The organism is Microvirga sp. jy35 (assembly GCF_056148915.1).
Window position 1 is genome coordinate 42,562 of sequence record NZ_JBWBEW010000018.1, and the last position, 26,210, is coordinate 68,771.

A 26,210-nucleotide genomic window follows, 5' to 3' on the forward strand; every position below is an offset into this window, starting at 1 on the left:
AGGTGGCGCAATCTTTAAGATGCCTCACTCATGGCATCGCGGGGACCGGCACGCAAGCCGATCCCCATCTGGGGGTCAGGGGCGTCCGATGCTGACGTATGTGAAGCCGTGGCGGCGCATCTCGTCCGGACGGTAGACGTTGCGCAGGTCGACCACCACCGGGGAGGCCAGGGCCGCCTTCAGGCGCCGCAGATCCAGGGCGCGGAACGTATCCCATTCGGTGACGAGCACCAGAACGTCCGCGTCCCGGGCGCAGTCATAGGCGTCCTTGGCGTAGGTCACGTCCGTCAGCATGGACCGGGCCGCCTCCATGCCCTCCGGATCATAGGCCCGCACCCGGGCGCCGGCATCCTGGAGCGCCGTGATCACGTCGATGGAGGGCGCGTCCCGCATGTCGTCGGTGTTGGGCTTGAAGGTCAGCCCCAGGACCGCAACCGTCTTGCCGCGAACCGAGCCGCCGCAGGCGGCGATCACCTTGCGGCCCATGGCGCGCTTGCGCTGGCTGTTGACCGCCGCCACCGTCTCGACGATGCGGATCGGCGCCTCGTGGTCCTGCGCGGTCTTGATCAGGGCGAGCGTGTCCTTGGGGAAGCACGAGCCGCCGTAGCCGGGGCCCGCATGCAGGAACTTGGACCCGATGCGGTTGTCGAGGCCGATGCCCCGGGCCACGTCCTGCACATTGGCGCCCACGTGCTCGCACAGATCCGCGATCTCGTTGATGAAGGTGATCTTGGTGGCCAGGAACGCGTTCGCCGCATACTTCGTCAGCTCCGCCGTGCGCCGGGACATGGCGAGCACCGGCGACTGGTTGAGGTAGAGCGGCCGGTAGAGGTCGTTCATCACCGCTTTCGCGCGCTCATTCTCGGTGCCGATGACGATGCGATCCGGGCGCTTGAAGTCGGCAATGGCCGCGCCCTCGCGCAGGAATTCCGGGTTGGACACGACGGCGAAATCCGCATCCGGCCGGGTTTCGCGGATGATGCGCTCCACCTCGTCGCCGGTGCCGACCGGCACGGTCGATTTGGTCACGATCACCGTGTAGCCGTCGAGGGCGGCTGCGATATCGCGGGCGGCCTGATAGACATAGGACAGGTCCGCATGGCCGTCGCCGCGCCGGGAGGGGGTGCCGACCGCGATGAACACGGACTCGGCGCTCCTGACCGCCTGGGACAGGTCGGTGGTGAAGGTGAGGCGCCCCTCGCGCACGTTCTTGGCGACGAGCTCGGCGAGCCCCGGCTCGAAGATCGGAATCTCGCCCCGGTTGAGGGCCTCGATCTTGGCCGGATCCTTGTCGACGCAGCAGACCTCGTGGCCGAAATCCGCAAAGCAGGCGCCGGATACAAGGCCTACATACCCTGCTCCGATCATCGCGACATGCATCAGGGGCTCCCCGTTTGTTTGAACCTTGGGTTTAGGGTGGCCGGGGCTCAGCCGCAAGCGGTCGCTTGCGACGATTTCGCGGTGGCTCGTTGGTGTTTTGCAACAACGTCCCCTTTGACTTCTGCCGCCAGTGCCTCCACAACACCGCCGCTTTTCAAACGGGGCATTGATGGACAATCCATTTCTTGTCGAGGTCACTCGCGGACATCTGGTCGAGTCGCGCCACAGGGGCAGCGTCTCGGTGGTGGACGCGGAGGGGGCCACGGTTCTGTCGATCGGTGACGTGGACCGGCGCGTTTTTCCGCGCTCCGCCATCAAGGCGCTTCAGGCCATACCGCTGGTCGAGAGCGGGATCGCGGACAAGTACGGCCTGAGCGACGAGGAGATTGCGCTCGCCTGCGCCTCCCATTCGGGCGAGCCGGCCCATGCGGCGGCAGCAGGATCCATGCTCGCCAAGGCGGGCCAGGACGCCGGGTGTCTCGAATGCGGCACTCATTGGCCCATGGGCGAGGCCGCAAACCGCGCCCTGGCGGCATCTGGAGGAAATCCCAGCGCCCTGCACAACAACTGCTCGGGCAAGCATGCGGGCTTCATCTGCCTCGCCTGCGGCCAGGGAGAGAATCCCAAGGGCTATGTGCTCGCGGACCATCCGGTCCAGCGCACCGTCCGCGAGGCCCTGGAGGATATTACGGGCGCCTGCCATTCCCTGGAGAAGAGCGGCATCGACGGCTGCTCGATCCCGACCTATGCGATCCGGCTCCCGTCGCTGGCCTTCGGGTTCGCGCGGTTCGGCACAGGGATTGGCCTGCCGGGCGAAGGCAGGTCCGCAGCCGCCCGAATCCGCAGGGCCGTCGCCCGCCATCCCTTCATGGTCGCCGGCACCGGCCGCTTCGACACGAAGCTGATGGAGCTCTTGGGCGAGCGGGCCTTCGTCAAGGTGGGTGCGGAGGGCGTCTACTGTGCCTCCTTCCCGGAGCTCGGTTACGGGATCGCCCTGAAGGCCGACGACGGCAACGCCCGTGCGGCCGAGGCGATGATGGCCGGTCTCGTCCTCCGCTTCCTCCCCTTGAGCGATAACGAGCGCCGGACCGTCGAAGCGCTGGCGCAGCCCGTGATGAAGAACTGGAACGGGATCGAGGTCGGGCAGATCCGGCCCACATCGGAGATCCTGGGTACGGCCTGAGCCGGCTTCAGGCCCGCGGCTGCATCTGCTGGCGGGCCTGGATGAGGTCGTCGGGCCGAAGGCCATGCGCCCCATGGAACGGCCGGTCGAGCACGGCAACCATGTAGACGACGAGGCCGATGAAGGCCATCAGCACGCCTCCGAGGATGAAGTGGGTCGTCCGCTTCAGGTCGAACAGCCAGAGGGTGAACACGTTGAGGGCCGCGCCCACCAGGACGACGGCCCAGATCACCGTTGGGATGCTGGTTCCTGCCGCCTGGATGCGAAGGCGTCGCTGTTCGATGAACTCGGCGAAGGTACTCAGGGCCTCGCCATGAAGCAGGTCTTCTCCGGCCTCCTTGTTTGGCCTGAAGCCCAGAAGATCCCGGCTCAACCGGTCGACCAGCCGCATGCCCGGCGTAGAGACCTGATTGCCCTGCTGGAAGGCCCAGCCGGGCCCGGTCTCCTCCTCGACGTATCGAACCAAGGTTTCCGAGAGCGACCTGCGGGCGGGCTCCGGATAGCCGCTGAAGACGTTGTAGAGAGCAACCGCGCTCGAGGCTTCCCGTCCGACCGCGTCCTGCGCCTTGTTGTAGTTCTCGAAGACTGCGATCGAGAGCAGGGCCAGAAGGACGCCGTAGTAAAGGGAGAAGGCGTTCAGAAGCAGGCCCACCACCGTGTTCGCATCCTTTTCTCCCCGCAGCAGACGGCTGACGACAGGCTGCAGCAACGCCGAGCCGATCAGGGTCGGCACCACGAAGATCAGGCAGACGATGATGGCGCCGAGCAGAAGGGGCAGTTGGTGCAGCCGGTCGATCACGATGCAATCCGCTCCTGTTCTCGGCGAGCCAAACAGCCCCCTGGATTGAAGCGAGTTTTCAGGCCTGGATCAGGTGCAATTCCGGATAGGTGCCGGACGACCGGCTAAATCCCTAACAACCTCACGATCTCGGTTGCCGCCGCATTGGGCGAAAGCCTCCCGTCGGCGATGGCGCGCTCGATCTCCGGCACGCGCTGGCGCAGGGCAGGATCGTGAGTGAGACGCTCGTGCAGGCTCTCATGAACGAGGGCCCACATCCATTTGGTATCCTGCGCACGCCGCTTGGCGGCAAGCTCTCCGGTGGCGTCCAGGCGCTTGCGATGGTCGAGCACCTTGGTCCAGAGCTCGTCCAACCCTTGGCCGGTGAGCCCCGAGACCGTCAGCACGGGCGGCGTCCAGGTGGGCGAAGCGGGGGCCAGGATGTGGAGGGCGGCCTTGTATTCGGCCGCGGCGGCCTTGGCCTTGGCGCCCGCATCATCCGCCTTGTTGACTGCGATCAGGTCGGCGAGTTCCAGGATGCCCTTCTTGATCCCCTGCAGCTCGTCGCCGGCACCCGGCAGCATGAGAACGAGGAAAAAGTCGGTGAGGTCGGCCACCGCCGTCTCCGACTGCCCGACGCCCACGGTCTCTACCAGGATCACGTCGAACCCGGCGGCCTCGCAGAGCAGCATCGTCTCCCGGGTCTTCACCGCGACGCCCCCCAGGGTGCCGGAGGAGGGCGAGGGGCGGATGAAGGCGTCAGGGTCCGCCGCCAGCCGCGCCATGCGCGTCTTGTCGCCGAGGATCGCGCCGCCCGTGCGGGTGGAGGATGGATCGACGGCGAGCACCGCCACCTTGTGCCCCTTCTCGGTCAGCATGGACCCCAGAGTGTCGATGGTGGTGGACTTGCCAACCCCCGGAACGCCCGTGATGCCGATGCGCACGGCCTTGCCGGTGCGGGGCATCAGCTCCTGAAGAAGCGCGCGCGCCGCCTCTCGGTGATCCGGACGGCGCGATTCCATGAGCGTGATGGCACGCGCCAGCGAGGCGCGTTCGCCGCTGGCGACCATATCCGCCGTAACGTGCTTCTTGGTTTGTAGAGCCCCAGTCATGAAGGAGCATTAGCGCATCCGGGTTGCGCTTTCACCAGGTGATCGGGTCCATGCCGAATCGTCCCCAGGCGGGGATCTTGATCGCGGGCCGGCGCACGTCGAGGCCGGCGACGAGGCCCATGAAGTCGATCTCGATGCCCTCAATCCAACCGATGGCGATGCCGGCATAGCCCCCAAGGGAGACCTGGATGCCGGTGCGACTCGGGGTGAGACCCACGATGTCCCGCCAGGGCTGCCAGTCCTTGCCCAGCGCTGTGGGTGGCAAGGGGGCGGCGAGTTCGGGGACCGAGCGCATCACATGGGCCACGAAGGTATTGGAGTTCGGGCCGGGCCAGGCGTTGTAGGCGCCGAAGGTCTGGTAGGGGTAGCTCGTCACGGCTTGGCGCACCTGCGGGATCAGCCGCTCGGCCTCGGGGCCTTCGATCACCACCACGGGATGGGGCGCATTGCCGAACCAGCGCCCGTCCGGCGCCCAGCCGTTGGTGCGCACCGGGCTGCCCCAGCCGACCTTGTCGTAGCGGGTGTACTGGCGTGCGCCGGCTTCCTTCACGACCACCCAGGTATGATGTGCGAAGATGCCGCGCCAGCGGCCGACCCTTGCGGCATAGACCGCCACGATGGCCTGAGGCGCTTCGGAGGCTGCCGGCAGGAGCTTCGCGCTGGACCAGTCGGCGGCCATGCGGTTCGGTGCGATATCGTCGCGCATGCTCCACCAGAGGGCATGAGCCCCGAGGGGAATGAGGAAAAGGGCAATGATGACAAGGAGAGTACGGGCGAGAGCGGCGAGCATGGGGTGAAGGTACGGTCCGCTCCTGCCTTCATCAAGGCACCATGCCCCAAAGCTCGTTCACCAATGCTTTACCGCAATGCGGCACGAGTGGGAGTTGCGGCAGGGTTTCCGCCTTGCGCATGCCATGATCGAGGGCAAAACAGCATGACCTTCCTTGTCTCCTCTCGAAACCCGGGTCTCATGCGCTTCTCCCTTTCCCGCCTCGCCATCGTGTGCCTTGCCGGCCTTGCCCTGTCCGGTTGCGTCGGGGAGGATTCGGCGCTCGTCAGCCCCGCAGCCTTCAAGATAGGCCTTGGAAAGGATCCCAAGCTCCTTGTTGCCACCACGCGGCTCCCGGTGGGAGACCCGCCCAAGAAGCCCTGGTTCAGCAGCGAACGCTCGGCGGACATGATCTTCGCGGAGGCGCGCCTGACGCCGCCGTCGGATTCGCTCCTCAGCCGCGTGACGGCGAGCGACTGGAGCATCGCGAAGGTCGAGAATGTGGAGCGCGGCAACGCCGCCCAGGCCTTCGCGCAAGCCGCCTTCGGCCGCGACCTGCTGCTCTATATCCACGGCTACAAGGAAAGCTTCGAGACGGCCGCGACCTCGACCATCGATCTCTCCGAGGGCATCAAGTTCGCGGGCGTGACCGGCCTCTTCACCTGGCCGTCCGCCGCCTCGACCTTCAGCTACGTGGCCGACCGCGAAAGCGCCATGTGGTCCCGCGACTCCCTCGAGGACCTGCTGACCGCCATCGCCAAGACCCCGAGCGGCGGGCGCATCCACATCGTGGCGCACAGCATGGGCACGCTGCTGACGCTGGAGACCCTGCGCATGCTGCGCGCTTCCGGCGGCGAGAGCGCCATGGAGCGCATCGGCGCGGTGGTGATGGCAGCCCCCGACATCGATATCGACCTTTTCGCCCGCGGCCTCGAGCGCCTGGGAGCGGATGCGAAGAAGATCACCGTCATCAGCTCCACCAACGACCGGGCTCTTGCCGTGTCGAGCCGCCTCGCAGGCGGCATCGTACGGGCCGGGGCGGCCGACCGCGAGCGGCTGGAGGCCTTGGGCGTGCGCGTGGCCGACGCCTCCGAGTTCGGCGGCGGCATCATCAACCACGACCTGTTCCTGTCGAACAAGGAAGTGCAGCAGGTGGTGAAGCGGGCGATCGAGCGGTCCTGAGGGGCCGCTCGACAGAGGGTTCTCAGACGATGAAGAAGTCGTCGTAGCCGAGCTGCGCCTTCCTCACGCCGTCGAAGGTGATGGAGCCGCCGTCGGCGAGGTTGAGGACTGCATCCCCGGAGGTATCGTCCTTGATCATCCGGTAGAGGCCGGCGAAGTTTTTCTGACCGGCAATCGCCTTCGTGATGCGCACCACGTCTCCGCTGGCGGGGTCGAAGTCGAGGATAACGTCGTGGCCGGAGGGGCCGGCCCTATAGACGAATGTATCCGCGCCGCTGCCTCCATCCAGGGTATCATTGCCCTTGAGGCCCTCGAGCGTGTCGCTGCCGCCATAGCTGAACATGATGTCGTTGAGAGCGGTCTTGATCTTGTCGCCGACCAACGAATTGTTGCTGTTATCTCCCACGAGTGTCGGCTTGATCGCGGGTGCATAGGCACGGATGTAGTCGATCTGGAACTCGGCCGGGAACGAGGTCGTGCCGTCGGGCGCGCCCGGCCAGTTCCCGCCGACGGCAAGCCCGGCGAGCAGGTACATGGGCTCGGTCATGCCCGACGGCGTCGCCATGGAAAACACCTGCGTGCCGTCGAGGTAGTAGGTGATCGTATCCGCCGTCCACAGTGTCCCGTAGCTGTGGAAGCCATCCGAGAGATCGACCCCGGCCGAGATCCCCTGCGTCTTGAAGGCGTGCTTGCCCGTCGCGTCCTTCCAGTGGGAGCCGACGTAGTAGGTCGACGGATCATGGCCCAGCAGCTCCAGCACGTCTATTTCCGGCGGCCAGTTGCCGCTCTGCGGCAGCAGCCAGAAGGCCGGCCACAGGCCCTGGCCGGATGGCACCTGGGCCGAGATCTCGAAATAGCCGTAGGTTTGCGAAAACGTCCCGTATGTGTTGATGAGCCCCGACACATAGGGGAGGCCATCCGTCAGGCTCGTATCGGGAGAAGGCTGGGCCGTGATGGTCAGGACGCCGTCGCCGGACTGATAGGGATCCGGGGCGATCCGGAAGGGATCGAGGCTCGGATATTGCTGGACCACCGCAGTGGAGCGATCGGCGAAGTACTGCATCTCGCCGTTGCTCGCCAGCGTGCGCCCGCCCCACCAGTACTTCGTTCCCCAGACCGAGGTATCGAGAGTGCTGCCCGTAAACTCGTCTGAGAACGTGAGTGAATAATCTTCGAGATTAATTGCCATGGGATTCCCGCAATCACTTAAAAGCTAATTGCAGGAAACTTCCCATGCGGAATGTTACCGATCAGTGAAGCGGAGGGTCTAACCCGTCGGATCAGGAGGAAACAGGCCCCCCTCATGTCAGGAGGGTTATCGCACGGTTGACGAGTTTTGACCTTAGGCGACTCCGGATGGAGAGGCAGCCCTATTCCGCCGCCTGCTTCGGCCCGTAACCGAGTCGGCCGTTCAGATCCTCGATGAGGTTGACGGCCGCATCCGCGATCACCGTACCGGGCGGGAAGATCGCCGATGCGCCGGCCTGATACAGCGCGTCGAAGTCCTGTGGCGGGATCACGCCGCCGACCACGATCATGATGTCGTCGCGGCCGAACTTGGCGAGCTCGCTCTTGAGCTCCGGCACCAGGGTCAGGTGGCCGGCCGCGAGGGACGAGACGCCGATGATGTGCACGTCGTTCTCGATGGCCTGGCGGGCCGCTTCCCCAGGAGTGGCGAAGAGCGGGCCGATGTCCACGTCGAAGCCGAGATCGGCGAAGGCCGAGGCGATCACCTTCTGGCCGCGATCGTGCCCGTCCTGGCCCATCTTGGCCACGAGAATGCGCGGACGGCGCCCGTCGTCGTGCTCGAACTGTTCCACCAGATGGCGGACCTTCTCCACGGCAGGAGACCCCATGCCGACCTCCCGTTTGTAGACGCCCGAGATCGCCTTGATCTCGGCCCGGTGACGGCCCCAGACCTTTTCCAGGGCGTCGGAAATCTCGCCCACGGTCGCCTTGGCGCGGGCGGCCTTCACGGCGAGGTCGAGCAGGTTGCCATTGCCCGCAGCACCCTGCGACAGGGCGTTGAGGGCTGCATCGACATCGGCCTGGTTGCGGTCGGCCTTCAGGCGCCTGAGCTTCTCGATCTGGCTCGCGCGCACGGCAGCGTTGTCAACCTTCAGGATGTCGATGGAGGCCTCGTCGGTCGACTTGAAGCTGTTCACGCCGATAATCTTCTGGTGGCCGGAATCGATCCTCGCCTGTGTGCGGGCCGCCGCCTCCTCGATCTTCAGCTTCGGAATGCCGGCTTCGATGGCCTTGGCCATGCCGCCGAGTTCCTCGACCTCCTGGATATGCGCCCAGGCCTTCTGCGCCAGCTCGTAGGTGAGGCGCTCGACATAATACGAGCCGCCCCACGGGTCGATGATGCGCGTGGTGCCGCTTTCCTGCTGCAGGAAGAGCTGCGTGTTGCGGGCGATGCGGGCGGAGAAGTCGGTGGGCAGCGCCAGCGCCTCGTCGAGGGCGTTGGTGTGCAGCGACTGGGTGTGGCCTTGGGTTGCCGCCATGGCCTCGATGCAGGTGCGCGTCACGTTGTTGAACACGTCCTGCGCGGTGAGCGACCAGCCGGAGGTTTGCGAGTGCGTGCGCAGGGGCAGCGACTTCTGGCTCTGCGGGTTGAAGCCTTTCACGAGCTTCGCCCAGATGAGGCGCGCGGCGCGCATCTTGGCCACTTCCATGAAGAAGTTCATGCCCACCGCCCAGAAGAACGACAGGCGCGGCGCGAACTGGTCGATGGTAAGTCCGGCCGCGATGCCGGCGCGGATGTACTCGACGCCGTCGGCGAGCGTATAGGCGAGCTCCAGATCCTGCGTCGCGCCCGCCTCCTGCATGTGATAGCCGGAGATCGAGATCGAGTTGAACTTCGGCATGTTCGCGGACGTATAGGCAAAGATGTCCGAGATGATGCGCATCGACCCTTTGGGCGGGTAGATGTAGGTGTTGCGCACCATGAATTCCTTGAGGATGTCGTTCTGGATCGTGCCCGACAGCTTGGAGGCGGGCACGCCCTGTTCCTCGGCCGCCACGATGTAGAGCGCCAGGATCGGCAGCACCGCGCCGTTCATGGTCATCGACACGCTCATCTGGTCGAGCGGGATGCCGGCGAACAGGGTGCGCATGTCGTAGATGGAGTCGATAGCAACGCCCGCCATGCCCACATCGCCCGACACGCGCGGATGATCGGAATCGTAGCCCCGGTGGGTGGCGAGATCGAAGGCGACCGACAGGCCTTTCTGGCCGGCCGCGAGGTTGCGGCGGTAGAAGGCGTTCGAGTCCTCAGCCGTGGAGAAACCGGCGTACTGGCGCACGGTCCAGGGCTGGTTCACGTACATGGTGGGGTAGGGCCCGCGTAAGTAAGGCGCGATGCCCGGATAGGTGTCGAGAAAGTCGAGCCCGGCGCGGTCCTCAGGTCCGTAGGATCCCTTCACGGCGATGCCCTCCGGCGTCAGCCACGGCTCGGCCAGGGCCTTCGAGGAGGATGCCAGGGGAGCGTCCGAAAAAGCGACGCTCGTGAAATCCGGGATGCTGGTCATGGGATGAAGCGGATGTCCTTGCCGGTGGAAACAGATCTAATGAGGTGCATTCTAGGGCATCCGGGATCGGGAGGCTATCGGAGCATGGTTGGAGAGCGTGTCTTGGTGCTCTGCCCCGTCATCACCGGCCCTGTGCCGGTGATCCCGATCCGAGAGGCGTATGGCTGTTCCAATCGTGATGGCCGGAACAGGTCAGGCCATGACGTGGTGGGTGTCATCCCCGGCGGCCGTAGGCCGGGAAGGGGATCCACCTACACACTCAGCGCTATGGATTCCCTTCCCCTCTGTTCCGGCCGGGAATGACACGGGTATCATCCCCGCTTCTCGGCATTCCAGTAGCCCGAGCAGACCCGTCCGCCCGATGTCGTCCAGGTGCCGCGGCCTGTGCTGCCGGAGAGCCGGCCGGAGACGTTGGCCCGGTCCTGACCGCGGGAAATGCTGGCTGAGACGGAGCCGTTCTGCTGCACTCGGCCGTTCACGTTGAAGTTCTCCGGTCCGCCATAACGGGCCTGGCCGTTCTGGATGATGACGGCGTAGCGGTAGGCCCGGTCGCAGGCACCCTGCTCGGTGACGACCTCCACGCTCCAGTTGCCGTCGAACCGATTTGTCTGGGCTTGGGCTTGGGGCGCCATCACAAGGGCTGCCATGGCGGCTCCGCCAAGCCAGGAAAGAACACGCATCAAACACTCCTGAACACGATGAGTTGGTTGAACCAACGTGGGTGTTTCAAGCAGGGTTCCTCTTCACGGCAGACAGTCGCAGGCACAAAAAAGCCGCCGCGCCGAATGGTGCTGCGGCTTGAGGAAAGCGTGGCCTGTCAGCCCTGTGCCACGCTCGAGCGCTTCTGGGCATTCCAGCGGCCGGAGCAGCCGTAAGAGTCGAATTTCCAGACGCCCGAGCCGGACTGGCCCGCCAGGCTGCCCGAGGCCTCGGCCTGCGCGGAGTTGCGGCGGATGTCGAGGCTCACAGTGCCGTTGGCGGCGATCTGTCCGCTGATCTGGGCGGGGGTCTCATCGGGGTTGTCGTGGTAGCTGACGTTCCCCTTCTCGACCGTGATGGCATAGGTGTTGGTGCCGCAGATGCCGGAATCCGTCACCATCTGCACCTGCCAAGTGCCGTCGTGCTTGTCCTTGGGAGCAGAAAGAGCTGCGCCGGTGCAGATCATACCGAGGCCGAGGGCCACAGCCGTTGTCTTCGTGAACATCATAACCGTGATCCTCCCGGTTGTTGGCCGGGAGGAAATCTCAAGTCTCCGCGCAGGCCAAGTCGAGGGCCTCGCCGAGAATCTTGAGGGTGTCGCACCCGGTGAAAATGAAGGTTGTGATGCCGGCCCCGGTCAGCTCTTCTTGATCTGCCCCAGGGCGGCCAGCCAGGAAGATAAGTTCTGATCCTGCCTGACGCAAGGTACTTGCGGTCGCAGGGGCGTGAACTTTGTATATCTCGTCAGTAGAGCAGATGCATGAAATCTTGGCTTTGCTGTCGGTTAGGGCATCTTTCAGACTTTGTTGATCCGTTAATCCCTCGTTCATAATGACTTCTACGCCGCCGGCTTCGAAGAAATTCTTGGCAAAGCTTGCGCGGGCGGTGAAATCGGCGGTCGATCCGAGACAGGCCAGGAAGACTTGCGGTCTTGAACCGGTCCGGGCCTGGTAAGCGTCGGAGATGTCGCGCAGGCGCTCGAAAGGTTCCGCGGCCCGGGCCGAGGGCAGGGGGGCAACCTCCACGGCTTCCGGAGCCAAAGCCGTGGCAGCAAGCTGCGGCAGCGCTGCTCCATGGGCCGCCATCTGCACGAGGGAGGCAAATGAGGTTTCCTTGGAGACCGCCGTGCCGTCCTGCACTCCTCCCCCTTGTGGGGAGGAGTTGGAGGTGGGGGTATCGGCGCCACGTTCTGACGTCCTGGCGCTCACACCCCGACCCGGCCGCTGCGCGGCTGCCCCTCCCCACAAGGGGGAGGGGAAGAGCACCGTTACGACCGCTTCGCCGATATTCGGGAACTCGCTCGTGCCGGTGATCGCCTCCCTGCGGGTAGCGACGGCCTTCTCCCGCTGGGCGCGAACGGTTGCGATCCGCGCCTGGAGGGTCTCGCTCTTCAGGCTCTCCAGAATTCCGCCCTCGCGCTCGATCTCTTGGAACAGGCCCCAGGCCTTGTCGCACAGCGCATCGGTGAGCGCCTCGAACCCGCCCGCGCCAGCCGCCGGATCGGCCACGCGGGCGAGGTTGGATTCATCGAGCAGGATCAGCTGCGTGTTGCGCGCGATCCGGCGGGCGAAGGCATCGGGAAGGCCGAGGGCGGCCGTGAAGGGCAGCACCGCAATCGCATCCGCCCCACCGATCCCGGCCGAGAAGGCGGCGACCGTGGTGCGCAGCATGTTCACCCATGGGTCGCGCCGCGTGGTCATGCGCCAGGCGGTTTCCGCATGCAGGCGGATCGGCTTCGGCTCCAGGCCGCAGGCCTGCTCGACCCGCGCCCACAGGCGTCGCAGGGCCCTGAATTTGGCGACGGTCAGAAACTCGTCCGCGTCGGCGACGAGCAGGAAGGAAAGCGAGCGGCGTGCCGCATCGAGCGAATGCCCTGCGGCTTCCAGACCGCGCAGGTAGCTCAAGCCCGTCGCCAGCACGGCTGCGAGTTCCTGCGCCTCGCTGGCGCCGGCCTCGTGATAGACGCGCCCATCGGCCAGGAAAGCACGGCCGGCGAAGCCTTTGGACGTCAGATGAGCGAGGGTGTCGCCCATGCGCTGCGCCATCGCGTCCCAGGACGCTGACATACGTCCCATGGCCGCCATGGCGCCAACGGGATCAAGGCCGAGATCGAGGGAGAGCTCGGAAAGCGTGTGGCCGCGCCGCTCGGCCAGCGCCAGCACAAGCGCAGCCATCTGACGGCCGTGGCCGCCTGCATCCACGCGCAGGTGAATGAGGTCGAGCATGACGCCCTTGAGCGTCCGGTCGAGATCGTCGACGGAGTCGATCCCCACCCCGAACCCGCGCGCCGCGGGAGCCTTGCGGGTGACGAGGGTCAGCGCATCGGCCCCGCCTTCGAGATCGGCCAGCGCCAGTTCATTGGCTTTTGCCGGATCGGGATGGTCGACCCTCTGCGACACCCGCCAGCGGCCGGCCTGATCGCGCGCGATCAGCGCAGAGCCTTCCGCCTTCGGATAGAGCGGCTGGATGTCGATGCCGTCGTGGCTGCGGGAGACGAGCTTCTTCTGGAAGTCGGCGCCCTTCAGCACGCCCTCGACGAGCTTGAGCCATTGCTCGCGGGTCGCTTGCGGAAAATCGGCGGCAAGAGAGAGATCGTCCATGGGGGCCTCGTCCGGAGGAAGGCTGCGCGAATGGCGCGGACAATACCGGGAGGAGGAGACGGTGGGAATGCCCCAAAGGATAGGGATGAAGAAGCGTCATCCCGGACGAAGCTGAGCGAAGATCCGGGATGACAATGAGGCGGGATCAAACGAACTGCGAAAGCCCCGGGATCGAACCCACGATGGGCCCCATCACGTCCTCGCCGGCCTTCTCCCGGCCATAGGCGAAGAGCTCCTTGCCGAGCGGCTGCATCTGGCCCATGGACACGCCGATGCCCATGAGCTGGCCCCCGAGCGCCATCACGCCGCCGCCCATGGAGCCCATCATACCCATGAGGCCGCCGCTGGCTCCGGTCTTGCCCTCCTCGATGGCATCCTGCGCGCCCGGCAGGGCTGCGACGAGTTGATTGACCTCGTTCTGCGGACCTTCCTTCTGAAGGTAGCCGAGGATGATGCCGATCGCCTTGCGGGCGGTGGCTGCGTCGAGGCCCGTCTTCTGCGTCACGCGGGCGATGAGCTCTTCCATTTGATTCTCCTTCGTAAGATTTGGCACGATAGTTCATATCTGAACTGTTAAATCAAGAAATCCGAGAGTGGAAACTCGCGGCAACGCTTCTAAGATCCATTGATAGAATATGGAGAGACGCGATGCTGCAGGACGGGAAGATCTTCATCGGGAAGAGCACGAAGCCCGAATACCTCGATCTGAGGCTCGCCAACCGGCACGGCCTCGTGACGGGGGCCACGGGCACGGGCAAGACCGTCTCCCTGCAGGTGCTGGCGGAGGGCTTCTCCAACGCGGGCGTTCCGGTCTTCGCCGCCGACATCAAGGGCGATCTCTCCGGCATGGCCGCCACGGGCAAAGGCAAGGAACCTCTGGTCAAACGCGCCCAGGACATCGGCGTGGAGTACGTTCCGGACAAGTTCCCGGTGGTGTTCTGGGACCTGTTCGGCGAGCAGGGGCATCGGGTGCGGGCGACGATCTCCGAGATGGGGCCGCTGCTGCTCTCGCGCCTGCTCGATCTCAACGACACGCAGGAGGGCGTGCTCAACATCGTCTTCCGCATCGCCGACGAGCAGGGGCTCCTGCTGCTCGACCTGAAGGATCTGCGCGCGCTGCTGCAGCTCGTCTCCGACAATGCCAGCCAGCTCACCACCACCTACGGCAACGTGTCGAAGGCGACCATCGGCACCATTCAGCGCCAGCTCCTCGTGCTGGAGAACCAGCAGGGCGACGAGTTCCTCGGCGAACCGGCGCTGGACATCAAGGACCTGATGCGCACGGACCGCGACGGGCGCGGCATCGTCAACATCCTGGCGGCGGACAAGCTCATGAGCAATCCGCGCCTCTACGCCACCTTCCTCCTGTGGCTCATGTCGGAGCTCTTCGAGGAACTGCCGGAAGTGGGTGATCTCGACCAGCCCAAGATGGTGTTCTTCTTCGACGAGGCGCATCTGCTGTTCAACGATGCTCCGAAGGCCCTCGTGGAGACGGTGGAGCGTGTGGTGCGGCTCATCCGGTCCAAGGGCGTCGGCGTCTATTTCATCACGCAGAACCCGATCGACATTCCCGAGAGCGTACTGGCGCAGCTCGGCAACCGGATCCAGCATGCGCTTCGCGCCTATACCCCGCGCGAGCAGAAGGCGGTGCGGGCGGCGGCCCAGTCCTTCCGGGAGAATCCCGCCTTCGACACGGAGAAGGCCATCACCCAACTCGGCGTCGGCGAGGCGCTGGTCTCGACCCTCGAGGGCAAGGGTGCGCCCTCCATGGTGGAGCGCACCCTGATCGCGCCGCCGATGGCCCAGGTGGGGCCGATCGAGCTCACCGAGCGCCAGCAGATCATTGCATCAAGTCCCATGAAAGGAAAATACGATCAAGCCGTCGATGTGGAATCGGCTTATGAGATGCTCGCCAAGCGAGCCGAGCAGGCGGCTGCCGAGGCGAAGGCCGCGGAAGGAGGCGGCGGCCTCCTCGACATGCTGGGCGGCCTCTTCGGCGCCGGCCCGCAGCGCAAGGGCTCCATGTCGGTGGGGCAGCGCGTCACCCGCGAGGTGACGCGCACCATCGTCAACCAGACGGTCGGCAACCTCGCGGCGGAAATCGGCAAATCCATCGGCGGCCGCCAGGGCAGCTCCATCGGCCGGGCGATCGTGCGCGGCACGCTGGGCGGGCTGTTGAGGCGGTAAAAGTCAGCCGACATCGTGCTTGTTATTGACAATGAATGACATTCGCTTCGCCTACCCTGAAGATCTGGCCGCCGTCGAAGCGCTCGTCCAGGCTGCCTACACTCTGTACATCCCGCTCATCGGCCAAAAGCCCGGACCGATGAGCGACGACTATTCCGCTCTGATCAAGAAGGGGTGCGTCCATGTTCTCTCCAGTGAGAATAGACTCGCTGGACTACTCGTTCTTGTTCCGGAGGACGGAGCCATGCTTCTCGACAATGTGGCCGTTCATCCGGATATACAGGGACGCGGCTATGGGCGTGCGCTGATCGCCTTCGCGGAGAGGCTCTCCGTCGAACGAGGATTCAAGGCTATTCGGCTCTACACGAACGAGGCCATGATCGAGAACATCCGTCTGTATGAGCGCCTGGGCTTTGCGGAAACCCATCGGGCGGAGGAAAAGGGCTTCCGGCGTGTTTATATGACGAAGCCGTTGGTCCCATCCTGAGCCGCAATGTCGTGCTTGCGATCACCGGGGTGATGAGAGTACCTCTTGGGGCGACCTCGTCCACAAGGCAGATGTTCCCCATGTCCAAGCTCGACCAAGTTCTGCAGCGCATCGATTCCGACCTCGATTCCTCCCTGGAGCGCCTGTTCCAGTGGCTCAAGGTTCCGTCGATCTCCACGGATCCCGCCTATAAGGACCATTGCCGCACCGCCGGCCAGTGGCTCGTGGATGAGCTGAAGAGCATCGGCATCGAGGCGTCCCTGCGCGAGACGGGCGGGCACCCGGCTGTCGTGGGGCGTGCCAAGGGCGATGCGAAGCTGCATGTGCTCTTTTACGGCCACTACGATGTGCAGCCGGTGGACCCGCTGGAGCTGTGGGAGAGGCCGCCCTTCGAGCCGCGCATGATCACGCTGCCCGACGGCCGCAAGGCCATCAGCGCCCGCGGCTCCTCCGACGACAAGGGGCAGGTGATGACCTTCGTCGAGGCCTGCCGCGCCTGGAAGGCCGAGACGGGCTCCCTGCCCATCAACATCACCTTCCTGGTCGAGGGCGCTGAGGAGGACGGCTCCAAGTTCCTGCCCGAATTCATCGAGGCCAACAAGGACGAGCTGAAGGCGGACGTGGCCCTTGTCTGCGACACGGGCATGTGGGACCAGAACACGCCCGGCATCACCTCGTCCCTGCGCGGCATGGTCTATGAGGAGATCATCGTCCGCTGCGCCGACCGCGACCTGCATTCCGGCACCTTCGGCGGCGCGGCCCGCAATCCGATCCATGTGCTCTCCAAGATCATCGCGGCATTTCACGACGACAACGGCCGCATCACGATTCCGGGGTTCTACGACGGCGTGAATGAAACGCCCACGCAGGTGCTCGAGCAGTGGAAGGGCCTGAACCTGACGGAAGAAGAGTTCCTGGGGCAGGTCGGTCTCAAGCATTCCGCCGGTGAGAAGGGACGCATGCTGATCGAGCAGATCCAGTCGCGCCCCACCTGCGACGTGAACGGCATCATCGGCGGCTATACGGGCGAGGGCACCAAGACGGTGATTGCGTCGGAAGCCCGCTGCAAGGTCTCGTTCCGTCTCGTGGGCGATCAGGATCCGGTCAAGATCTCCCAGAATTTCGAGGCTTTCGTACGCGAGCGGATCCCAGCCGATTGCTCGGTGGATTTCATCCATCACAAGGGCTCGCGCGCGCTGGCTCTGCCGCACGACTTCCCGGCCATCACGGCCGCGAAATCCGCCCTGCATGACGAGTGGCAGAAGGATCCGATCGTCATCGGCATGGGCGGCTCGATCCCGGTGGGCGGCGACTTCAAGCGCACGCTCGGCCTCGACACGCTCTTCGTCGGCTTCGGTCTCGACGACGACCGCATCCATTCGCCCAACGAGAAGTACGATCTCAAGAGCTTCCACAAGGGCACCCGCTCCTGGGCGCGTATTCTGGCGGCTCTGGCGAAGTAAGGCCGCTCTTCATTCTCAGCGTCATGCTCGCACTTGCTGCGGGCATCCACGTTTTAAAATGTCGAAAGACCTGGATGGCCGGGCCAAGCCCGGCCATGACGATATTTTAGATCAACCTGTCGAGCGACGCGATGACCGCGCCGGGCGCAAGCTCCACATACTCGTCCAGCAGGCCAAGCCGGTTCACCCAAACCGCCGTGAATCCGAACGCGGCCGCGCCTGCGATGTCCCAGCGGTTGGACGAGACGAACAGCACTTCATCTTTGGTGACGGACAGAGCCTGCAGCACGAGGTCGTAGCTGCGCGGGCTCGTCTTGAAGATCTGTGCGGCATCGACCGACAAAACCACATCAAGATCATTGGCGAGGTCCGCCGAGTCCACTGCGGCGTTCAGCATGTCGGGATCGCCGTTCGACAGGATTCCGGTGCGCAGTCCGTGCTTGCGCAACGCCTGCAGCGTCGGCCGAACTTCCGGATAGGCATCAAGGGTGCGATAGGCGTCCAGCAGAAGGGGCCTCAGGGAGCGGTCCACGTCCGGAAATCGCGCGAAGGCATGGTCCAAGGCCTGTTCGGTGAGATTCCAGAACGGCTCGTAGCGGCCCGCCAGCGACAGCACCCAGGAATATTCCAGCTGCTTCGTGCGCCACACTTCCGAGAATCGCGCCGCCTCCGGCCCGACCCGGGCCATGTGGCGGCCGACGGCCGAATGCACGTCGAACAATGTTCCATAGGCGTCGAAGATGACGGCCTTCGCATGGGTTGGGATGAGACTCGGGCTGGTCATGAAGGGCAGATTTTCACCGGGTGCGGACAATGGCAAGCCGGGCAATGATCAGCCCTCCTCATGAAACCCATCACAAGACTTTATGTGCCGCTCCGGATGAAGCGATTGACGGTTGGGGACGCAGGCGTTTCGATAGGGCAGAACTTCTGACCGATTAAGGATGGGACACGTGGCTTGGTATTCGCAGACCTGGAACTGGTTCAATGGCGCCTGGCATGAGGGCAATCCGCCCCTGATCGGGCCGCGCTCGCACGTCTCGTGGCTCGGCTCCTCCGTCTTCGACGGTGCCCGCGTGTTCGAGGGCGTGGCGCCCGATCTCGACAGGCACTGCGAGCGCGTGAACCGCTCGGCTCTCACCATCGGTCTCAAGCCCACCATGGAGCCTAAGGCAATCTTCGATCTCGTCCGCGAGGGCGTGAAGAAGTTCGCGCCCGGCACGGCGCTCTACGTGAAGCCCATGTACTGGGGCGAGGCCGAGGGCCTTGCCACCATCGCGCCGGATCCGGAGTCGACCCAGTTCTGCCTGTCCCTTTTCGAGGCGCCGATGCCGGTGCCCGGCGGACTCTCGGTCATGAAGTCGAGCTTCCGCCGCCCGACGCTCGAATCCATGCCCACCGACGCGAAGGCAGGCGCCCTCTATCCCAACAATGCCCGTGTGCTCCGCGAGGCGAAGGAGAAGGGCTTCGACAACGCCCTCGTGTGCGATGCCCTCGGCAATATCGCCGAGACCGCCACCTCAAACGTGTTCATGGCCAAGGATGGCGTGGTCCATACGCCGTATCCGAACGGCACGTTCCTGAACGGCATCACCCGCCAGCGCGTGATCCAGCTCCTGCGCGACGACGGCGTGCAGGTGGTCGAGAGCACCCTGCGCTACGAGGATTTCGCCGGTGCCGACGAGATCTTCATCTCGGGCAACTATTCCAAGGTGATGCCGGTGCTGCGCATCGATTCCCGCGATCTCCAGCCCGGCCCGTTCTATCGCCGCGCCCGCGAACTGTACTGGGCCTTTTCCCATGACAAGGGAATCCTCAAGGCGGCTTGAGTCAGTTTCTCTGTAGATATTTGAGTAAGATGCTGACAGCCCTCCTCCCCCTTGTGGGGAGGAGTTGGAGGTGAGGGTGTCGACGCAGGACTGGTTCAAGGTTGGCGCTCACACCCCCACCCTTGATCCCTCCCCACAAGGGGGAGGGAGAAGGCGCATACTCCTCAACACATTTGTGATCGGCCGGCGAAGCAGTCTCTTCTGCATCCCGCCCTACATGGCACCAGCATTGCGCTCAAAGCTGGAGCCCCCGATGCGGTTTGTCCTGAAGAGCCTTGTGGCCCTGAGCCTCCTGACGGCTCCGGCTGCAGCGGAATCCGTCGATCTGGAGCTGGTGTTCGCTGCCGACGGGTCCGGCTCCATCGACAATGACGAGCTGCGCCTTCAGCGGCAGGGCTGGGCCGATGCGCTGACCAGCCCCGACGTGCTCACCGGCATCAAGGACGGCCCCCTCGGCGCCATCGCGGTCGCCTTCATGGAATGGGGCGGGCCGAGCTCGCAGGTGCTGATCGTCGACTGGCACGTGATCCGCGACGGGGCGAGCGCGAAGGCCTTCGCCGACAAGCTCCTGAGCGCGCCGCGAGGCGCCTCCGGCTACAATTCCATCTCCAACGCCATCGATTTCTCCATGCGTCTCGTGGAGAGCAATGTCCATGAGGGCACGCGCAAGGTGATCGACGTCTCAGGCGACGGCCCGAACATGAACGGCCGGTCCCTGGAGCAGGTGAGGGCGGAGGCGCTGGCCAAGGGCTTCACCATCAATGCGCTCGCCATCCGCCGCCCCGGCAGCGGCCGGCCGGGCGGTCCCGGCGGCATGTCGCTGGAGGATTATTACGCGCAGAACGTCATCGGAGGGCCCGGCTCCTTCGTCGAGATCGCCGACGAGACGCAGCCCTTCGCGCTGGCCGCCCGCCGCAAGCTCCTGACGGAGATTGCCGGCACGGGCGGAGCCACGCGCCACGCGGGCCGCTGACCTCCGCAAGACATTCCCGATCGGGATGCTAAACTGCCCGCCATGACGAATCTCGACGACTGGATCATCGACCAGGGCCTGCACGGATCCGACATGGCCTCGCTGCTCTCAGGAGTTGCCGAGCGGCTGGTCGGGGAGGGCATACCGTTGGTCCGGGCCTATATCGCCCTGCCGACCGTCAACCCGACGATCCGCGTCTACACCCATGTGTGGACCCGCTCCGCCGGGACAGTGGTCGAGGGGGTCTCCCACGAGCGCAACGCGGATGCCTTCGAGCTCAGCCCCTTCGCGCACATGATGCGCACCGAGCAGGAGAGCTGCTACTGGCATCTGCACGGACCTGATGCGGACAGGTTCAGCGTGTTCGAGGACGTGAGGCGCCTCGGCGGAACCGACTACCTGGCGCGCCTCTTCAGCTTCGGCAATGCCAGCGCCCCGGACCTGCGAGGCTTCGGCGCTTCCTTCTCGACCAGCCGCCCCGAAGGCTTCCTGCCGGAGGAGATCGCCCGGATCGACGGGCTCCTGCCGCTCCTGGGCCTTGCTGCCTACCGCATGACCCTGTTCGACCTCACGGTGATCATGCTCGACACCTATGTGGGCTTCTCGGCCGGTCGGCGGGTTCTGAGCGGCGCAATCCGGCGCGGCTCCGGCACGACCATCGAGGCGGCCTTGCTCTTTGCCGATCTGAGGGGCTTCACGACGCTTGCGGATACGGCGGGGCTCGATCTCATCGCCCGCCTCGACCGGCATCTGGAGGCCATGGCCGACCCGGTGGCGGAGCAGGGCGGCGAGGTGCTCAAGTTCTTAGGGGATGGCCTCCTGGCCGCTTTCCCGATCACCGAGGAGCGATCGCACGAGAGCGCCTGCGCGGCGGCGATCCGGGCCGCCCAGGTGGCGTTCGAGCGCAACGATGCCGTCAACCGCGAGTATGAGACCCCGCTCGCCCTCGACATCGCGCTCCATTGCGGCGACGTGTTCTACGGCAATATCGGCGCCGCCGGGCGCCTGGACTTCACGGTGATCGGGCCTGCCGTCAACGAGGCGAGCCGCATGGAAGCCCTGTGCGGCGCCCTCGACTGCTCGATCATCCTGTCCGACCGGGTTGCCTCGGTAAGCCCGGTGCCGGTCCGCTCCCTCGGCAGCCACCGCCTGCGGGGTATAGCAGTCGAGCGGGAGCTGTTCACCCTGGCCGACGTCAGCGGCGCGACAGCCTGACCCCGAGCACCTTCAGGCCCGCCAGCAGCACGCCGCCATACAGGAGGGCTCCGGCCATCCCCAGGATCGCAAGCAGGATCTCGCTGTTCCAGGCGGGGAGCCGGGCGGCCCATTCGGACAGTGGGATCGGCGCGAACCAGGCGAAGGCCCCGAGCAGCAGGCTCGCGACAGCGACGGCGGCTGCGGTGCGGCCCAAGGTGCCGCTCGGATTCATCCAGTCGCGACGCAGGGCGAGCAGCACGAGGAGACCGAGATTGACCCAGATGCCGATGGCGGTGGCGAGCGCCAGGCCGACGACCCCATAGGGCCCCGTCAGCACGATCTTCAACGCCACGTTGACCGCCACCGCCGTGAGCGACGCGATAAGGGGCGTAACGGTGTCCGAGCGGGAATAGAAGCTCGCCACCGCCGAGCGGATGAGCACGGCGGCAGGCAAGCCGACGGCATAGGCTGCGAGCACCGCGCCTGAGCGCTGGGCCGCGGCCGCGTCGAAGGCGCCGCGCTGGAACAGGGCCGACATGATGAGATCGGGCAGGGTGACGAAGGCAACGACGAAGGGGGCGGCCAGCGCCAGGGTCAGGCCCACGGCCCGGTTCTGCGCGCCATGGGCGCCGGTCTCGTCGCCGGCAGCGATGCGGCGGCTCATCTCGGGCAGCAGCACGGTGCCGGCCGCGATCCCGATCACGCCGAGCGGCAGCTGGTAGATGCGATCGGCATAGTAGAGCGAGGCAACGGCGCCTGTCGGGAGGAACGAGGCGATGATCGTATCGGCGAACATGGCAAGCTGCACGCCGGCCGAGCCGATCACGGCGGGCCCCAGAACCTTGAAGAAGTGCTTCATGGCCGAATCGAAGCGCGGCGCCTCGATGGCGGGCGCCACGCCCAGACGCTTCGCCGCAACCCAGACCAGCAGCAATTCGAGCACGCCCGCTACCGTAACGCCCCATGCGGCCGCATAGCCGGCATTCGGGAACAGGAAGGCGACAGCCAGAGCCGCCACCGTGGAGACGTTGAGCAGGACAGGCGCGGCGGCGGGCGCCGCGAAGCGTTCATGGGCGTTGAGGATTGCGGAGAGGATCGTCACCAGGGTGATGAAGAGGAGGTAGGGAAAGGTGATGCGGGTAAGCGTCACCGCCAGGTTGAATTTTTGCGGATCGTCCGTGAAGCCCGGAGCGAGCAGGGTTACCACCACCGGCATGCCGATGAGAGCTGCCGCCAGCAGCACGATCTGGACGATCAGCATCAAGGTGCTGATGCGGCTGGCGAAGGATCGGGCCGGAGCGGCGCCTTCCCGTTCGAGCACGCCCGCATAGGTCGGCAGGAATGCGCTGTTGAAGGCGCCCTCGCTGAAGATGGCCCGGAAATGGTTTGGAATGCGCGAGGCGACCACGAAGGCATCGGCGATCGGTCCTACGCCCATGACGGCCGCCAGAACCACGTCGCGGATGAAGCCCGTGAGGCGCGAGACCAGCGTCCAGCCGCCGACGGAAAGAATCTTCTTGAACATCGGTCAGGCCCGGGGCAGGCGGTAAGTGTCGGGAACGAGGCTGCCTGAGACCTCCGCCGCGCCGCCGATACGCTCGGCCACCACATAGAGCGGCCGCCGCTTCACCTCGGCGAAGATGCGGCCGACATACTCGCCGACGATGCCCAGGGACATGAGCTGAATGCCGGAGAAGAACATGACGGAGACGATCAGACTCGGAAATCCGGGGAGGTCGGTGCCGAACAGGAGGGTCCGGATCGTGAAGAACAGGGCCGTGGCGATCGCCATGAACGAGATCAGGAAGCCGATATAGGTCCAGATCCGCAGCGGCACGGTGGAGAAGGCCGCGATGCCGTCGAAAGCGAAGCGGAAGAGCTTGCGGAAGCTCCACTTGGTGGTGCCGTAACGGCGCTCCTCCACGACGAACGGCACGCCCGTGGCCTTGAAGCCGATCCAGGCATAGAGGCCCTTGGAGAAGCGTGCCTTCTCGCCGAGCGTTCTGAGAACATCGACGCCTTTCCGGTCGATGAGCCGGAAGTCGCCGGCGCCCTCGGGGAGGGGGATCTCGCCGAAGCGGGCGAAGAGCTTGTAGAAGATCTGGGCGAAGCCGCGCTTGACCCGTGTCTCGTCCGTCCGGTCTGTGCGCTGGCCATAGACCATGAGGAAGCCCTCCCGCCAGCGCTCCACGAAAGCCTCGATCATCTCCGGCGGGTGCTGGAGGTCGGCATCCATGATCACGACCGCATTGCCCAGGGCATGGTCGAGCCCCGCCGCGATGGCGATCTCCTTGCCGAAGTTGCGGCTGAAGGAAACGGCCCCGATCCGGGGCTCCGTGCGGCTGATGTCCCTGATGATGTCCAGGGTGTCGTCCCGGCTGCCGTCATCCACGAAGACCACCTCCCAGGCCGAGGTGATCCGGTCGAGGACCGGCAGCAGGCGCTCGCACAGGGGGGCGATGTTGGCGCTCTCGTTGTGAACCGGGATGATGACGCTGAGCTTGGGCGACGCCACTGGATGAACCCTTGATTGTCGGGCCGCATCAAGAGCCGAGTTTGCAGCTTTGCTCAAGAGCATTAGGCTGCGGCAAAGCTGAATTTTAGGGCATCCATGGGTTCCTTTCGCAACGTCATCCTCTGCGCCGACGATTTCGGCCTCGCCGACGGGGTGAGCCGGGGCATCGTCGAACTGGCGGAGATGGGCCGCCTCTCGGCCACGGGAGCCATGACCAACATGCCGGGCTGGCGCCGGGCCGCGGGGGATCTGAAGCCCCTGAAGGGCCGGATTGCGGTCGGCCTTCACCTCAACCTCACCACGGGAGCGCCCCTAGGTCCCATGCCGAAGCTCGTCCCATCGGGCGCCTTTCCGCCTTTGGGAAAGCTTCTGCAGAGAGCCATGCGGCGCCGGCTTCAGGCCGACGAGATCGTGCAGGAGATCGAGCGTCAGCTCGACGCCTTCGTTGAGGTCCACGGCGAGCCTCCGGCCTTCGTGGATGGCCATCAGCACGTTCATGTGCTTCCAGGGATCAGGCCGGCTCTGCTCGGGGTTCTGACGGAGAGGGGATATGGCGGGCGTGTCTGGCTGCGCGACCCTTCGGACCGGCTGTCCTCGATCCTGAGACGCCCCATTGGCCGCAGCAAGGCGCTGATCGTGAAATCTCTCGCCCGGGGCTTTGCCAGGGCTGCCCATCAGGCAGGATTCCAGACGAACGAAGGCTTCACGGGCTTCGCCCCGCTCGACCTCTCCGAGCCGGCCGCCCGCGTATTCGAGCAGGCGTTCTCGAAGCTCGGACCCCGCCCGGTCGTCATGTGCCATCCGGGCTATGTGGACGACGAGCTGAGGGCGCTCGATCCTACCGTGGAGAGCCGTGTCGCGGAGCTGGACTACCTGAGGTCCGATGCCTTCGGTGATTTGCTGGCGGACAGACGGCTGAGGCTCGCTCCTGTTCTCTGAGCTGGGGATGGCCTCAATTTCCCCTGAAATTCAGGGAAACTCGCGTATAGTCGGAACAGGTAGCTGTGCAGGCTTATCCAGGGGCTGAGGGGCCAAGGGAGCAGGCCGATGCAAGAGGCGTCCTCCGTCAACGAGGCCGAGCGGCTCGCGGCGCTCGCCCTCTACCAGGTGCTCGACACACCGCCCGAATTCGCCTTCGATGCCGTGACCGAGCTCGCGGCGGAGATCTGCAGCTGTCCCGTGGCGATCGTCAGCCTGATCGACGAACGGCGTCAATGGTTCAAATCCAAGTATGGCCTGCCGACCGATTTCACCGAATGCCCGCGGGAGATCACCGTCTGCAACTCCACGGTCTGCTCGAACGACCTGGTGTATGTGCCGGACTTGGCGACCCATGAACGCTTCAAGCATGTGGGCGTGGTCACGGGTGAGCCGCATCTGCGTTTTTATTGCGGGATGCCGCTGATCTCGCGAGAGGGATTTGGCCTGGGGACCCTGTGTGTCGTTGCCTTCGAACCGCGGGAGTTGCGCCCGTCCCAGCGGGAGGCCGTCCGCCGTCTCGCACAGCAGGCCATGGCTCTCCTCGAGCTGCGGCGCCAGCTTCTGGAGCGCAATGCCCTGTTGGCCGAGCTTGCCGAGGCCAAGACCGCGGCCGAGCAGGCGCGGGACCAATCAGAACGATTGCTGCGCAACATTCTGCCTGAGCCGGTGGCCCATGAGCTGCAGCGCCGTGGAAAGGTCGAGCCCCGCTTTCATGAGGCGACCACCATCCTCTTTGCGGATTTCATGAAGTTCACGCTGCTCACTGAGTCCCTCGATCCCGCGCGGCTCATCGATCAGCTCGACCAGAATTTTGGCCGCTTCGACGAGATCGCGGCCAACAACCGGCTGGAGACCATCAAGACCATCGGCGATGCCTATCTCTGTGCCGGCGGATTGCCCGTACCCAGCCGCACCCATGCCATCGACACCTGCCTGGCGGCCCTGCAGATGCAGGCTTTCATCCAAAGCGCCAACCGTCAGCGCGAGAAATTCCGTCTCGCACCTTGGGAATTGAGGATCGGCATCAATTCAGGTCCGGTGATCGCCGGCATCGTCGGGCATCGCCGCTTTACCTATGACATCTGGGGCAATGCGGTGAATGTCGCGCAGCGTCTCGAGGAGGCCTGCGAGCCGGGGCGGGTCAACATCTCGGCCAGCACGTTCCATCATGTCTCCCGCCTTTTCGAAGCGGAGGTTCGAGGATCGGTGAGCGTCAAGCACATCGGCGCCATAGACATGTACTTCCTCAACCGAATCCGGCCCGAGTTCAGCGCCGACGCGGATGGGTTCACGCCCAATGCGGAGTTCTGGCGCACGAGCGGCACAGGCTAAAACAAAAACG

General features: G+C 65.1%; 23 protein-coding genes. 10 read left to right on the forward strand and 13 right to left on the reverse strand.

Annotation, left to right across the window (positions count from 1 at the left end; genetic code table 11):
* Positions 1 to 75 precede the first annotated feature (75 nt).
* Positions 76 to 1,380: a UDP-glucose dehydrogenase family protein gene (locus AC0QTX_RS14920; RefSeq protein ID WP_474604603.1), complete on the reverse strand. Its 1,305-nt coding sequence runs from the start codon at positions 1,378 to 1,380 to the stop codon at positions 76 to 78.
* 169 nt (positions 1,381 to 1,549) lie between these two features.
* Between AC0QTX_RS14920 and AC0QTX_RS14925 the strand changes: the two genes are divergently transcribed.
* Positions 1,550 to 2,563 carry an asparaginase gene (locus AC0QTX_RS14925; RefSeq protein ID WP_474604604.1) on the forward strand — a complete coding sequence of 338 codons (1,014 nt, stop codon included), beginning with the start codon at positions 1,550 to 1,552 and terminating at the stop codon, positions 2,561 to 2,563.
* Positions 2,564 to 2,570: 7 nt separating this feature from the next.
* Here AC0QTX_RS14925 and AC0QTX_RS14930 read toward each other — a convergent pair whose 3' ends face one another.
* The 3 genes from AC0QTX_RS14930 to AC0QTX_RS14940 form a co-directional block, all read right to left on the reverse strand.
* Positions 2,571 to 3,362 carry a bestrophin-like domain gene (locus tag AC0QTX_RS14930; protein ID WP_474604605.1) on the reverse strand — a complete coding sequence of 264 codons (792 nt, stop codon included), beginning with the start codon at positions 3,360 to 3,362 and terminating at the stop codon, positions 2,571 to 2,573.
* Positions 3,363 to 3,466: 104 nt separating this feature from the next.
* On the reverse strand, positions 3,467 to 4,453 hold the full coding sequence (meaB, locus tag AC0QTX_RS14935) for a methylmalonyl Co-A mutase-associated GTPase MeaB (RefSeq protein WP_474604606.1): 987 nt from the start codon (positions 4,451 to 4,453) through the stop codon (positions 3,467 to 3,469).
* Positions 4,454 to 4,484: 31 nt separating this feature from the next.
* A complete protein-coding gene (locus tag AC0QTX_RS14940; protein WP_474604607.1) occupies positions 4,485 to 5,243 on the reverse strand; it encodes a DUF3750 domain-containing protein in 759 nt (252 codons plus the stop codon).
* 144 nt (positions 5,244 to 5,387) lie between these two features.
* Between AC0QTX_RS14940 and AC0QTX_RS14945 the strand changes: the two genes are divergently transcribed.
* Positions 5,388 to 6,404: an alpha/beta hydrolase gene (locus AC0QTX_RS14945; protein WP_474604608.1), complete on the forward strand. Its 1,017-nt coding sequence runs from the start codon at positions 5,388 to 5,390 to the stop codon at positions 6,402 to 6,404.
* 22 nt (positions 6,405 to 6,426) lie between these two features.
* On the opposite strand, the gene AC0QTX_RS14950 is transcribed toward AC0QTX_RS14945, so the two are convergent.
* The 6 genes from AC0QTX_RS14950 to AC0QTX_RS14975 form a co-directional block, all read right to left on the reverse strand.
* Positions 6,427 to 7,593, reverse strand: a complete 1,167-nt coding sequence (locus AC0QTX_RS14950; RefSeq protein ID WP_474604609.1) for a family 16 glycosylhydrolase — start codon at positions 7,591 to 7,593, stop codon at positions 6,427 to 6,429.
* Positions 7,594 to 7,774: 181 nt separating this feature from the next.
* Positions 7,775 to 9,937 carry a methylmalonyl-CoA mutase gene (scpA, locus tag AC0QTX_RS14955; RefSeq protein ID WP_474604610.1) on the reverse strand — a complete coding sequence of 721 codons (2,163 nt, stop codon included), beginning with the start codon at positions 9,935 to 9,937 and terminating at the stop codon, positions 7,775 to 7,777.
* A gap of 311 nt (positions 9,938 to 10,248) precedes the next feature.
* Positions 10,249 to 10,617: a hypothetical protein gene (locus tag AC0QTX_RS14960; RefSeq protein ID WP_474604611.1), complete on the reverse strand. Its 369-nt coding sequence runs from the start codon at positions 10,615 to 10,617 to the stop codon at positions 10,249 to 10,251.
* 137 nt (positions 10,618 to 10,754) lie between these two features.
* Positions 10,755 to 11,144, reverse strand: coding sequence for a hypothetical protein (locus tag AC0QTX_RS14965; protein ID WP_474604612.1), 390 nt, complete (start codon positions 11,142 to 11,144; stop codon positions 10,755 to 10,757).
* Between the two features lie 37 nt (positions 11,145 to 11,181).
* Entirely contained in the window at positions 11,182 to 13,236 is a 2,055-nt protein-coding gene (locus AC0QTX_RS14970; RefSeq protein ID WP_474604613.1) for a methylmalonyl-CoA mutase family protein, read from the reverse strand.
* Between the two features lie 145 nt (positions 13,237 to 13,381).
* Complete coding sequence (locus AC0QTX_RS14975) at positions 13,382 to 13,762, reverse strand: DUF2267 domain-containing protein (RefSeq protein WP_474604614.1); 381 nt, start codon at positions 13,760 to 13,762, stop codon at positions 13,382 to 13,384.
* 122 nt (positions 13,763 to 13,884) lie between these two features.
* Here AC0QTX_RS14975 and AC0QTX_RS14980 point away from each other — a divergent pair, with 122 nt between their 5' ends.
* The 3 genes from AC0QTX_RS14980 (at position 13,885) to AC0QTX_RS14990 (ending at position 17,373) form a co-directional block, all read left to right on the forward strand.
* On the forward strand, positions 13,885 to 15,423 hold the full coding sequence (locus tag AC0QTX_RS14980; RefSeq protein WP_474604615.1) for a helicase HerA-like domain-containing protein: 1,539 nt from the start codon (positions 13,885 to 13,887) through the stop codon (positions 15,421 to 15,423).
* 31 nt (positions 15,424 to 15,454) lie between these two features.
* Complete coding sequence (locus AC0QTX_RS14985; protein WP_474604616.1) at positions 15,455 to 15,910, forward strand: GNAT family N-acetyltransferase; 456 nt, start codon at positions 15,455 to 15,457, stop codon at positions 15,908 to 15,910.
* An 80-nt stretch (positions 15,911 to 15,990) separates the two neighbouring features.
* Entirely contained in the window at positions 15,991 to 17,373 is a 1,383-nt protein-coding gene (locus AC0QTX_RS14990) for a M20/M25/M40 family metallo-hydrolase (protein WP_474604617.1), read from the forward strand.
* A 106-nt stretch (positions 17,374 to 17,479) separates the two neighbouring features.
* Here AC0QTX_RS14990 and AC0QTX_RS14995 read toward each other — a convergent pair whose 3' ends face one another.
* Positions 17,480 to 18,157, reverse strand: coding sequence for a haloacid dehalogenase type II (locus tag AC0QTX_RS14995; protein ID WP_474604618.1), 678 nt, complete (start codon positions 18,155 to 18,157; stop codon positions 17,480 to 17,482).
* A 169-nt stretch (positions 18,158 to 18,326) separates the two neighbouring features.
* On the opposite strand from AC0QTX_RS14995, the gene AC0QTX_RS15000 reads away from it, so the two are divergent.
* The 3 genes from AC0QTX_RS15000 to AC0QTX_RS15010 all read left to right on the forward strand — a co-directional run bounded on the left by AC0QTX_RS15000 (position 18,327) and on the right by AC0QTX_RS15010 (position 21,390).
* Entirely contained in the window at positions 18,327 to 19,202 is an 876-nt protein-coding gene (locus AC0QTX_RS15000; protein WP_474604619.1) for a branched-chain amino acid aminotransferase, read from the forward strand.
* Between the two features lie 253 nt (positions 19,203 to 19,455).
* Positions 19,456 to 20,175, forward strand: a complete 720-nt coding sequence (locus AC0QTX_RS15005; protein ID WP_474604620.1) for a DUF1194 domain-containing protein — start codon at positions 19,456 to 19,458, stop codon at positions 20,173 to 20,175.
* A gap of 42 nt (positions 20,176 to 20,217) precedes the next feature.
* Positions 20,218 to 21,390, forward strand: coding sequence for an adenylate/guanylate cyclase domain-containing protein (locus tag AC0QTX_RS15010; RefSeq protein ID WP_474604621.1), 1,173 nt, complete (start codon positions 20,218 to 20,220; stop codon positions 21,388 to 21,390).
* On the opposite strand, the gene murJ is transcribed toward AC0QTX_RS15010, so the two are convergent.
* Together murJ and AC0QTX_RS15020 are read right to left on the reverse strand one after the other, a co-directional pair.
* A complete protein-coding gene (gene murJ, locus AC0QTX_RS15015; protein WP_474604622.1) occupies positions 21,371 to 22,897 on the reverse strand; it encodes a murein biosynthesis integral membrane protein MurJ in 1,527 nt (508 codons plus the stop codon). The genes AC0QTX_RS15010 and murJ overlap by 20 nt on opposite strands.
* Positions 22,898 to 22,900: 3 nt before the next feature.
* A complete protein-coding gene (locus AC0QTX_RS15020; RefSeq protein WP_474604623.1) occupies positions 22,901 to 23,887 on the reverse strand; it encodes a glycosyltransferase family 2 protein in 987 nt (328 codons plus the stop codon).
* A gap of 96 nt (positions 23,888 to 23,983) precedes the next feature.
* On the opposite strand from AC0QTX_RS15020, the gene AC0QTX_RS15025 reads away from it, so the two are divergent.
* Positions 23,984 to 24,826, forward strand: a complete 843-nt coding sequence (locus AC0QTX_RS15025; RefSeq protein ID WP_474604624.1) for a ChbG/HpnK family deacetylase — start codon at positions 23,984 to 23,986, stop codon at positions 24,824 to 24,826.
* A gap of 108 nt (positions 24,827 to 24,934) precedes the next feature.
* A complete protein-coding gene (locus tag AC0QTX_RS15030; protein ID WP_474604625.1) occupies positions 24,935 to 26,200 on the forward strand; it encodes an adenylate/guanylate cyclase domain-containing protein in 1,266 nt (421 codons plus the stop codon).
* The last annotated feature ends 10 nt before the right edge of the window (positions 26,201 to 26,210 follow it).

Coding starts and splice junctions, on each gene's coding strand:
- AC0QTX_RS14920 (WP_474604603.1), bottom strand. CDS start 1,380: ATGCATGTCGCGATGATCGGAGCAGGGTATGTAGGCCTTGTATCCGGC.
- AC0QTX_RS14925 (WP_474604604.1), top strand. CDS start 1,550: ATGGACAATCCATTTCTTGTCGAGGTCACTCGCGGACATCTGGTCGAG.
- meaB (WP_474604606.1), bottom strand. CDS start 4,453: ATGACTGGGGCTCTACAAACCAAGAAGCACGTTACGGCGGATATGGTC.
- AC0QTX_RS14940 (WP_474604607.1), bottom strand. CDS start 5,243: ATGCTCGCCGCTCTCGCCCGTACTCTCCTTGTCATCATTGCCCTTTTC.
- AC0QTX_RS14945 (WP_474604608.1), top strand. CDS start 5,388: ATGACCTTCCTTGTCTCCTCTCGAAACCCGGGTCTCATGCGCTTCTCC.
- AC0QTX_RS14950 (WP_474604609.1), bottom strand. CDS start 7,593: ATGGCAATTAATCTCGAAGATTATTCACTCACGTTCTCAGACGAGTTT.
- scpA (WP_474604610.1), bottom strand. CDS start 9,937: ATGACCAGCATCCCGGATTTCACGAGCGTCGCTTTTTCGGACGCTCCC.
- AC0QTX_RS14960 (WP_474604611.1), bottom strand. CDS start 10,617: ATGCGTGTTCTTTCCTGGCTTGGCGGAGCCGCCATGGCAGCCCTTGTG.
- AC0QTX_RS14965 (WP_474604612.1), bottom strand. CDS start 11,144: ATGATGTTCACGAAGACAACGGCTGTGGCCCTCGGCCTCGGTATGATC.
- AC0QTX_RS14970 (WP_474604613.1), bottom strand. CDS start 13,236: ATGGACGATCTCTCTCTTGCCGCCGATTTTCCGCAAGCGACCCGCGAG.
- AC0QTX_RS14975 (WP_474604614.1), bottom strand. CDS start 13,762: ATGGAAGAGCTCATCGCCCGCGTGACGCAGAAGACGGGCCTCGACGCA.
- AC0QTX_RS14980 (WP_474604615.1), top strand. CDS start 13,885: ATGCTGCAGGACGGGAAGATCTTCATCGGGAAGAGCACGAAGCCCGAA.
- AC0QTX_RS14985 (WP_474604616.1), top strand. CDS start 15,455: ATGAATGACATTCGCTTCGCCTACCCTGAAGATCTGGCCGCCGTCGAA.
- AC0QTX_RS14990 (WP_474604617.1), top strand. CDS start 15,991: ATGTCCAAGCTCGACCAAGTTCTGCAGCGCATCGATTCCGACCTCGAT.
- AC0QTX_RS14995 (WP_474604618.1), bottom strand. CDS start 18,157: ATGACCAGCCCGAGTCTCATCCCAACCCATGCGAAGGCCGTCATCTTC.
- AC0QTX_RS15005 (WP_474604620.1), top strand. CDS start 19,456: ATGCGGTTTGTCCTGAAGAGCCTTGTGGCCCTGAGCCTCCTGACGGCT.
- AC0QTX_RS15010 (WP_474604621.1), top strand. CDS start 20,218: ATGACGAATCTCGACGACTGGATCATCGACCAGGGCCTGCACGGATCC.
- murJ (WP_474604622.1), bottom strand. CDS start 22,897: ATGTTCAAGAAGATTCTTTCCGTCGGCGGCTGGACGCTGGTCTCGCGC.
- AC0QTX_RS15025 (WP_474604624.1), top strand. CDS start 23,984: ATGGGTTCCTTTCGCAACGTCATCCTCTGCGCCGACGATTTCGGCCTC.
- AC0QTX_RS15030 (WP_474604625.1), top strand. CDS start 24,935: ATGCAAGAGGCGTCCTCCGTCAACGAGGCCGAGCGGCTCGCGGCGCTC.